Here is an 8,112-nt window from a genome sequence, read left to right as displayed (position 1 = left end):
GTGAAATATGCCTCCGTACTCGCCGTGTTATGCGAAAAACTACTAAACAGTTCAAACTTTTGGATTTGCGCCATCCCTGCTGGATTCCAATAGAGTGCGGTGAAATCGTCAGCGAGCGCAAGCGAGGCACCGCCCATTCCCATCGTCCGAGCACCAACACCGAACGTATTTCCGATCGCCATCTCTTCTACTTGCGCGATACCGACAGTTGCCCAGAACAGTGCCGCAAATAAAAAAATAAAGATGATATACATCGTTCGTTTCATCGTCCCAATTCCTCCATTTTTTAATTTTTAATTTTACCTTGCGGTTCGGCGAGGTATGTTAGATGCATAACGTTCCTCTTCGTATATCCGCCCTCCGCTACGCTTACGGGCTACAGTTTCGTTATCGAGATAAAAACACATTAAAATTCGCGAAATTTGTGTCATCCGCGATTCAGATGATTTTTCACTCATACCATCACCTTTCGTTCCGATTTCTCGTTCGCCGCTGTGGTCGTTCCGATCTCGACTTTGGCGAAGTCACGCTGCGTGAACTCCGAGAACGCCGGTTTTCAGATCGCAGGTCTCGTCTGTCGTAAGTCCGCCGTGAGAGGGGTGTATACCGGCTCCGACCGTAATACCGTCGATAGACGTTCGTATACGGATAATATCCCCTATAGTAGCGGTAGTAGGGCGAGTAGCCGTAATATCCGTATCCGTAAAACCAAGGGTTTGAATAATACGGGAACCCAACGGGCATGTAGTAGCGATATGGATACGGTGCGTAGGATCCCCAGTAGCTGCCGGAGTATCGACGTGGGTAAACGTAGGTTTCACGATGCGTATACTTCCGTCGTCCGTAATAGCCTTCCGACGCTTCAGCGTCGGTATGCTCTGATTCCACTTCTTCCGATTCTACTTCAGCGTGATCTTCCGTCTTCTCTTCCTTCAAAACCGTCCGGTATTTCCCATCAAAATCAGAAGACGCACCTTCAATATGGGTTTGCAAGCCGTGCTCTTGATAACCGAGTTGTGTATAACATCCGGCAAATGCCACCATTGCCAAAAGCGAGGGTAGTAGAAAAGTTACTTTCAACTTCATGTTTCTTCCTCCTTTGGATTTATCCGTCAGTCCCGACTATTATAACATATTATACGAGAGACCCCTAAAAAAAGTTTACATCTATCTCCGCAATCCCTTTCCCTTTTCGCTCGATTATTGAAAACTATTCCTTACACAGTGGAAGAAAGCTGCAAGGATCACCTCCATTCCATTTTGAAGCAACACCTGAAACATATATTTATTGATGATACGGATATAATTACCTTTCACAAGGTCATCATTTTTCAACAAATACTTGATCTTAGGGGTAAACTCAGCCTGTTCCCGGACCATATTTTTGCTCGGACATCCCTCTTACCTTCACACATACAAGAGGCAAGAGACAAGACATATAAATCTGATACGGTCAAAGGATGGTTCCGCGGGTTAAAAGATCAAAAAGCCCATGACTTTTTTGATGCCTATGTTGCATTTGCGAAAGCTGCTAATGACACTGCTAAGCAAAAGATACAAGAACTCTTCAACCAGTACGGGCCCAACAACGGATTCATCTGGCTCTCAATCCAAGAACCGATAATATTTTGGATTATCCTTAACACTTTCACAGAACCTTTCGGGACCGTTGATTTTCTTCGTTGGGTAGATCCAGAAAAACAGGAAAATTAGTTAGAAGAGACTCTATCTCTTAAGTCAACATCCATCTTCCTATAAAGCCACAATTGTGTTTCACCCCTAAATCTTTTTTATTGATCCCACCTCGTATCCATGCTAAACTGAGGTTATGAGGGTTTTCATCCAAATCGGACACGGCATTGTCGGTGCTGCTGTTATTTCAGGTTTATGTATATGGCAGGCAGGCAGTTTCGGTGAAGCGAGACACACCATCAGCATCATTGGTGCGATCGCCATCGTCATTGCCAGTCTGTACCTCCTGCGGAGCCGCTGGATTCGGTGGGGCAATCGGCAAATATGGCTCAGATACCATCAACGGCTCGCTTCGTTAGGGTTGTGCTTGGTGCTACTGCATTCTGCGTTTCAACCGCTGGCGTGGCACTCATGGCTTACGCTTTTGCTCGCTTTGTCGAATTTAGGCACGGGTATCGCTGTGAGTCTGACATCTCGCGGGGCGCGCCGAATTCTGCTTCGATGCCATCTCGTTCTTGCACCGATCCTACTCGTCAGTATCGTGTTCCACGGGCAAAAGAAACTGGAGCATGACGAATTCTTACCGCTCACGCAAGCCCATGATGTGCCTTGCGCGAGATGCCATACCCCCGAACGCCTTTTGTTTCATGTGAGTACAACTTTCCCTGAAGACTTGGACACATCGGACACTATTCCTGAAGACCTGCACTGGTGGTTCCTACAAAATGAAAACAGGGTACCCACAACTGCTCCCATCTCGGTCAAGGAACCCGGAAATGCCTGGACGGTCACCGACACGAAAAATAAACGGACCTATCACATCCGAAGGGCGACAGATAAAATCGCCATCTACGCCGATTCCGATTACGGGAGTTATACCTGTATCAAATGCCACGTGCATAACACGGAAGAAATTCAGTTAGTGCATGAGCTGCACGGTGTCACCGAAGCCCATAGGTGCTTCGTCTGTCACCAGACCGAAATTGACGGCAGGCGTTATGGGCGACAACGCTTCGATTGGGAATACGCGCCGCATCGGTAAATCCACAGAAAAAAACGACTTGAACACAGGAAATTCCTGTGCACAAGCCGCTTGTAGTAGGGGGATTCAATTGATCGACTTCTAAAGCCCCCACAATGCCTAAAAATCTTACCGTCGTGCTTTAAGGCTACCCCACGTTGTGGCGAGTTTATCCGCCGGTTCCACCGACAGAAATTCTCCGTCCATGACCTCTTTAATTTCATCTTCGGATAACGCACGAGCGAACATATAGAATTCGTCCATCAACCCATCGAACCAGCGGGAATTCTTATGGTGTCCGATTTCGGCTTGGACTCCCCAATTGTCCGAGAGTTCGCCGTCTCCTTTTGCTTCGTGTGTTACTTTCCCATCAATGTAGGTCTTTGCGTCCCCGCTTTTGCTATCGTAGGTGCCGGTGAAATGCACCCATTTTCCGTCTTTGATAACAGGACCAGGATTGATGTTGAAGACCTGTTGTTCGGCACCATTTCGATGAAAGAACCTGAATCCGGCAGGGCGGATTTCGACGTGGTAGAGACCACTTCCGTGATCCGTCCCAATTGAGTCAAAAATGCTCTGCGGATCCGGTGAGCCGGTATGATTGACCCAAACCGCAATAGTGAGACCCTCAAGCGGCACATTTTCAAATTCAGGTCCGTTCATATCTATCCACGTATTCGCCTCCAAGACGATTGCTTTGTCAATAACGCCTTTTTCTCTTTTGGATTTCCCTTCGATTTTCCCATCGTTGCCGTAAATGGAACCGTCCTTGACGGTATCGCCATCCTCATCGAAACTATAGTAGACGGACAACGTCGGGTCGCTGAGGTCTGCTTCAGTCGAAACCGTCGCGATTATCATTAGTACCACAACCACGAAACAGACTTGAAATAGATGTGGCGCAGCGAGCGAGTCTCTAACACGCAGACGGAATAAATTGCTAAACATTTTACTCTCCTTAACGTCTGTGCAACGCCTTGAATAGCGTTGCAATTTGCTTAATGCTTTTTATAATATTATACCATTAAAACACCCCAAATCAAGATAGAATTTTTAATTCGCCCTGATCTTTTTTGAACGTTCGTTGACAATTTCCTACGTTCTCTGTATAATGAAAACGGGAAACCCAAAAATGCCAAACAACTTTCGTAGCGCGAGTTTTGGAAACCCGCAAGCTTCGCCAAAAGTCAGCTTTCGCGCTGTTCTACTCGCACTCCTCATCACCATCCCGAACTCCTACTGGCTCATGATTAACTGGGGTCCCAGTGGTTATGGTACAGGTCAGAGTTTCCCCACCGTCTCCACCGTTTACTTCAACGTCATTTTTGTTGTGTTAATCTTGATGGCGGTAAATCCTTTGCTTCGTGCCATCGGGAAAAATGCGAGTCTCACTGATGCCGAGTTGATGGTGGTCTACCTACTCGTATCCATCGCTTCCTCCATCGCTGGACACGACACACTCCAGATACTCTGGCCCCTGCTCACCTATCCCATCTGGTTCGCAAGCCCAGAGAACGAATGGGGTGAACTGTTCCATCGCCACATGCCAGATTGGCTGACCATCAAAGAACGGAACGTGTTGGCGACCTTCTATCAAGGGGACGACTCACTTCACACTGTCCAACATTTAGAGCTCTGGATGCCCCCTGTGCTCTGGTGGTCAGCCCTTATCATCGTGCTGACGTGTATGATGCTCTGTATTACGATCCTCATTCGACACCAATGGGTGAACCACGAAAAACTCAGCTACCCGGTCATTCAAATCCCGCTGCATTTGACGGAAAATGGGGGACGTGTCCTCCTGAGCAATCGTCTATTTCTGTTAGGGGCTGTGCTTGCAGGCGGGATAAACCTTCTTAACGGTCTCCACTTTCTATTCCCAGTTGTGCCGGGATTAGGAGGGAGTCTCCACAACTTAGGACAGTATTTCCAGACAAAACCACTGAACGCCATTGGCAATCTTCCCTTCGCCGTCTATCCATTTGCTATTGGGATGAGTTTCTTTATTCCATTAGAACTCTCGTTCTCTATCTGGTTTTTCTATCTCTTCCACAAAATGACGCGTGTCTGGGGGACGATGGCGGGGATTGGACATCTACCGGGATTCCCATTTCTCGATGCGCAATCGTTCGGGGCATGGTTCTGCTTAGGGGTCTCTGCGATATGGCTCAGCCGAAAGTTCATCGCTCGACAGATAAAACACGCTTTCCGAGGCGGCACTGCAGAACCAGGCGCAATGGGTACACCTTCAGCACACATCAGATACGCGATCATCGGGTTAATATTCGGTGGTATCTTCATCCTTGTGTTCTTCAAAAGTACAGGCACACCGATCTTCAGCATTCTCGGCTACTTTACACTCTTCTTCGCGTTAGCCATCGCTATTACGCGTATTCGTGCTGAAGTCGGTCCCCCTGCACACGATGTGCCGTGGAGACCGGACAAAGTCCTCGTCTCCTTTCTCGGCACTCGTCGCATTGGTGCAGAAGGATTAACCACATTTAGTATGTTTCACGGTTTCAACCGATCCTATCGCTCCCATCCGATGCCGATTATGTTGGAGGGCTTCAAGGTCGCACAGGTTCGTGGGTTATCGCACAACCGCTTTATCGTTGCCATCATCTTGGTGACCATCGTCGGCACGATTTCATCGGCTTGGGCATACTATGCACAAGGTTATCACTACGGGGCGGCAGTTTATGGTGAGCAGGCACAATGCCGCTGGACCTACGAGCAACTGAAACAATGGCTCATTAACCCACAATCCATAGATGTCGGTGCGGTTTCCGCTTCGAGTGGCGCGATTGCCCTAACAACGCTCCTGATGGTGCTACGCCGCCGTTTCATCTGGTGGCCGTTTCACCCCGCAGGCTATGCCTTGTCCCTGAGTTTTTGGAATACGAGTTGGTATTGGTTCTCGATTTTCTTGTCGTGGGGGATAAAAGCGATTCTCTTTCAGGCGGGAGGACTCCGCACCTATCGTCGTGCGATGCCGTTCTTCATCGGTTTAGTTATCGGCGAGTTTCTTCTCGGTGCCATCTGGACCTTAATCGGCATCGCTTTAGAACGTCCAATGTATCGGTTCATGTTCTGAATAGCAGTCAGCAGTCAGCAATTAGCAGTCGGTAGGAAGAATGGATGGGATGGATGGACGGATGGAAGAATGGGTGTCCCTCAATTTTCCAATCTTCCAACCAAGTGCCGATGGTTTCCAATAATCCAATAGACCCTAAAGGATATAAACAATGAAACTGAGTTGCCTCCCCGTCTCTCTTTACGATGACATCTTCACAGGAAAAAGGACCGTCGCCAATTGGATTCGGTTCGGTGCGGAATTAGGGCTGGATGCGGTCGATTTCAGTATCAAATTCTTTCCAGAGCGCGACGCAGAAACGATAAACAACATACGCACCGTCCTCGAAAAGTCCAATATAGAGCCGTGTATGATCGCCTGTTATTGCGACTTCACACATCCCGACGCAGGACAACGCGCACAGGAGTTATCCGATCTGAAAGCGGACATCGGACTGGCAAAAGCATTAGGCGTAAAGTTCATTCGGGTGACAGCAGGACAGAACCATCCGGGTACTGAACGTGAAGCAGGCGTGCGTTGGGTGACAGACGGATTCCGTCGCGCCCTTGACGCAGCAGAAAAGCACGGTATCACCCTCGCTTATGAGAACCATACCAAAGGCGCGCCTTGGGATTATTGGGATTTCTCACAACCCACAGAGATATTTTTAGAGATTTTAGACGCGCTTTCTGACACACCCCTCGGTGTCTGCTTCGACACTGCAAACCCGCTTGTGCTTGGTGAAGATGTCCTCGCACTTTTGGAGAAGGTTATTCAACGGATCGTTGTGCTGCATATCTTCGACCTACGGGCAATTAGGGTATTTGAACCTGTCCGCGTCGGCACGGGTGCCTCACCCATCCAAGCAATTTTCTCGCGCCTGAGACAAACAGGCTACGACGGTTGGCTTAGCATCGAGGAAGCGAGTCGTTCGGGACAGAAAGGGTTTGAACAGTCAATCGCCTATGTCCGAAACACTTGGGAACAGGCATTACCCGCGTGAAGGTTCACTCATTCGCTCTTGTGCTTGGCGCGAGAGTTCAGCGAGATGTCCATCGTTTGCGCGCACCTGTTCAAGATGTATCCAGCGTTCGGGTGTCGCCGTGCGTATCATCTTCTCGCCATACTTCCGATCAATCCAGAAGCGCGAAGATCCAGAGATATAGGCTTGCAGCGCATCGAGTTTATCGTCAGGATACCTTTGACAGAGATTCATCGTAAACATACGTCGCCGCGTGCCACCACCGAACGCCGCATGCTTGGTATTATGGTTAAACAAAACCAGATCGCCGGGGGTTGTCTCAAATACCGTGGCTGGAACATCCTTACCGTGTATTTCCCAAAAGTCCTGGCTCTTTCCAGCCTGTTTAGAGAGTGCATCCGCATAGTTATCGCCGAAAAGATGGCTTCCTGGAATCACGCGAAGCGCACCTGTATCACGAGTCAGTGGGTCGAGATAGAACGCAATCTTGATGTGCATCGGGTCTTCCAACTTATGCCCACCATCTGAGTGCCACCCCGTATCGCCGACGTAGAAATTCCCATCGCTGCCCATGTAGTTGAAATCATCGCCGAGCAACGCCTTCGCGATCCTTAAAATCCTTGGATCATCCAATAGCGATGACAACTCCTCACTCTGATCAATGAACGGTACAATGCAGGAACGTGCAGCACCTTCGTGCGGTTTACCGTTATGTCCCCCGCCTCTCTCTTCCCAGACTGCTTCAAAAGCGTCCTGGATTGCAGTAATCCGATCCGCCATCAGTTGTGGAAAACTGAGATAACCGAATGTTTTGAAAAAATTAAGTTCCGACTCGGTGATGCTAAAATCATGCTGATTCATCTTTTAATTATTCCTTGCGGTTCGGTCAGGTGAATTGAATGAACAATGATTCTCCCCGTAAATCCGCCCTTCATTACATTACAGGCTCCTGATATCGATCAAGAACCTATCCGTAATGTAATGGAGTTTTCTATAGACATAGCACCCTTACGGGGTGAAAAAGTGCCCGAAAAGCTTCTTAAAAGGTTCAAAACTCATTCGTAGCAACTTGGGTTATCATAGCATATTTTTCCATAATTTTGCAATCCCAACTACAAATAACACCAGAGACATTTAGTTTTCGGTTTTCTGAGTCCATTAGCGGGAATAGGTGAACACTGATATAGACAAGAAGCGAGGTTAAAAACCCCTCCCACAAAAAGGGTTCGTGACAATTGAATGGCTCTGCAAATAACACAGATCCAGTGATACTCACAACGCCTAAAGGCGTGTGCTTCTTTGCTTCCTTATAGGAGGCTTACTTGATTTGAGTCCCCGAAAGGG

The 8,112-nt window shown here is 48.2% G+C and carries 8 protein-coding genes; 4 read left to right on the top strand and 4 right to left on the bottom strand.

Annotated features, from left to right (window positions below; all coding sequences use genetic code 11):
* Together J4G07_20880 and J4G07_20875 are read right to left on the bottom strand one after the other, a co-directional pair.
* Nucleotides 1-266: hypothetical protein (locus J4G07_20880; protein MCE2416441.1), on the bottom strand; the 266-nt coding region annotated here is incomplete at its 3' end.
* A gap of 196 nt (nt 267-462) precedes the next feature.
* Nucleotides 463-1,086, bottom strand: a complete 624-nt coding sequence (locus J4G07_20875; GenBank protein ID MCE2416440.1) for a hypothetical protein — start codon at nt 1,084-1,086, stop codon at nt 463-465.
* 174 nt (nt 1,087-1,260) lie between these two features.
* Between J4G07_20875 and J4G07_20870 the strand changes: the two genes are divergently transcribed.
* Both J4G07_20870 and J4G07_20865 read left to right on the top strand, forming a co-directional pair.
* Nucleotides 1,261-1,713, top strand: a complete 453-nt coding sequence (locus tag J4G07_20870) for a hypothetical protein (protein ID MCE2416439.1) — start codon at nt 1,261-1,263, stop codon at nt 1,711-1,713.
* A 115-nt stretch (nt 1,714-1,828) separates the two neighbouring features.
* Nucleotides 1,829-2,734 carry a hypothetical protein gene (locus J4G07_20865; protein MCE2416438.1) on the top strand — a complete coding sequence of 302 codons (906 nt, stop codon included), beginning with the start codon at nt 1,829-1,831 and terminating at the stop codon, nt 2,732-2,734.
* 108 nt (nt 2,735-2,842) lie between these two features.
* Here J4G07_20865 and J4G07_20860 read toward each other — a convergent pair whose 3' ends face one another.
* Nucleotides 2,843-3,661, bottom strand: a complete 819-nt coding sequence (locus J4G07_20860) for a LamG domain-containing protein (GenBank protein ID MCE2416437.1) — start codon at nt 3,659-3,661, stop codon at nt 2,843-2,845.
* Nucleotides 3,662-3,845: 184 nt separating this feature from the next.
* Here J4G07_20860 and J4G07_20855 point away from each other — a divergent pair, with 184 nt between their 5' ends.
* Together J4G07_20855 and J4G07_20850 are read left to right on the top strand one after the other, a co-directional pair.
* Nucleotides 3,846-5,807 carry a hypothetical protein gene (locus J4G07_20855; GenBank protein ID MCE2416436.1) on the top strand — a complete coding sequence of 654 codons (1,962 nt, stop codon included), beginning with the start codon at nt 3,846-3,848 and terminating at the stop codon, nt 5,805-5,807.
* A gap of 151 nt (nt 5,808-5,958) precedes the next feature.
* The gene (locus J4G07_20850; protein MCE2416435.1) at nt 5,959-6,789 is read left to right on the top strand and encodes a TIM barrel protein; all 831 of its coding nucleotides are present in this window, start codon (nt 5,959-5,961) and stop codon (nt 6,787-6,789) included.
* On the opposite strand, the gene J4G07_20845 is transcribed toward J4G07_20850, so the two are convergent.
* Nucleotides 6,778-7,629, bottom strand: a complete 852-nt coding sequence (locus tag J4G07_20845) for a phytanoyl-CoA dioxygenase family protein (GenBank protein MCE2416434.1) — start codon at nt 7,627-7,629, stop codon at nt 6,778-6,780. The genes J4G07_20850 and J4G07_20845 overlap by 12 nt on opposite strands.
* Nucleotides 7,630-8,112 lie beyond the last annotated feature (483 nt).

The organism is Candidatus Poribacteria bacterium, assembly GCA_021295715.1.
GTDB lineage: Bacteria > Poribacteria > WGA-4E > WGA-4E > WGA-3G > WGA-3G.
Note: the sequence above shows the minus strand (reverse complement) of the source record. Positions and strands in the feature narration are given on the sequence as shown.

What these genes read in the sequence shown, in the direction of transcription:
- J4G07_20875 (MCE2416440.1), bottom strand. Translation starts at nt 1,086, where the DNA reads ATGAAGTTGAAAGTAACTTTTCTACTACCCTCGCTTTTGGCAATGGTG.
- J4G07_20865 (MCE2416438.1), top strand. Translation starts at nt 1,829, where the DNA reads ATGAGGGTTTTCATCCAAATCGGACACGGCATTGTCGGTGCTGCTGTT.
- J4G07_20860 (MCE2416437.1), bottom strand. Translation starts at nt 3,661, where the DNA reads ATGTTTAGCAATTTATTCCGTCTGCGTGTTAGAGACTCGCTCGCTGCG.
- J4G07_20855 (MCE2416436.1), top strand. Translation starts at nt 3,846, where the DNA reads ATGCCAAACAACTTTCGTAGCGCGAGTTTTGGAAACCCGCAAGCTTCG.
- J4G07_20850 (MCE2416435.1), top strand. Translation starts at nt 5,959, where the DNA reads ATGAAACTGAGTTGCCTCCCCGTCTCTCTTTACGATGACATCTTCACA.
- J4G07_20845 (MCE2416434.1), bottom strand. Translation starts at nt 7,629, where the DNA reads ATGAATCAGCATGATTTTAGCATCACCGAGTCGGAACTTAATTTTTTC.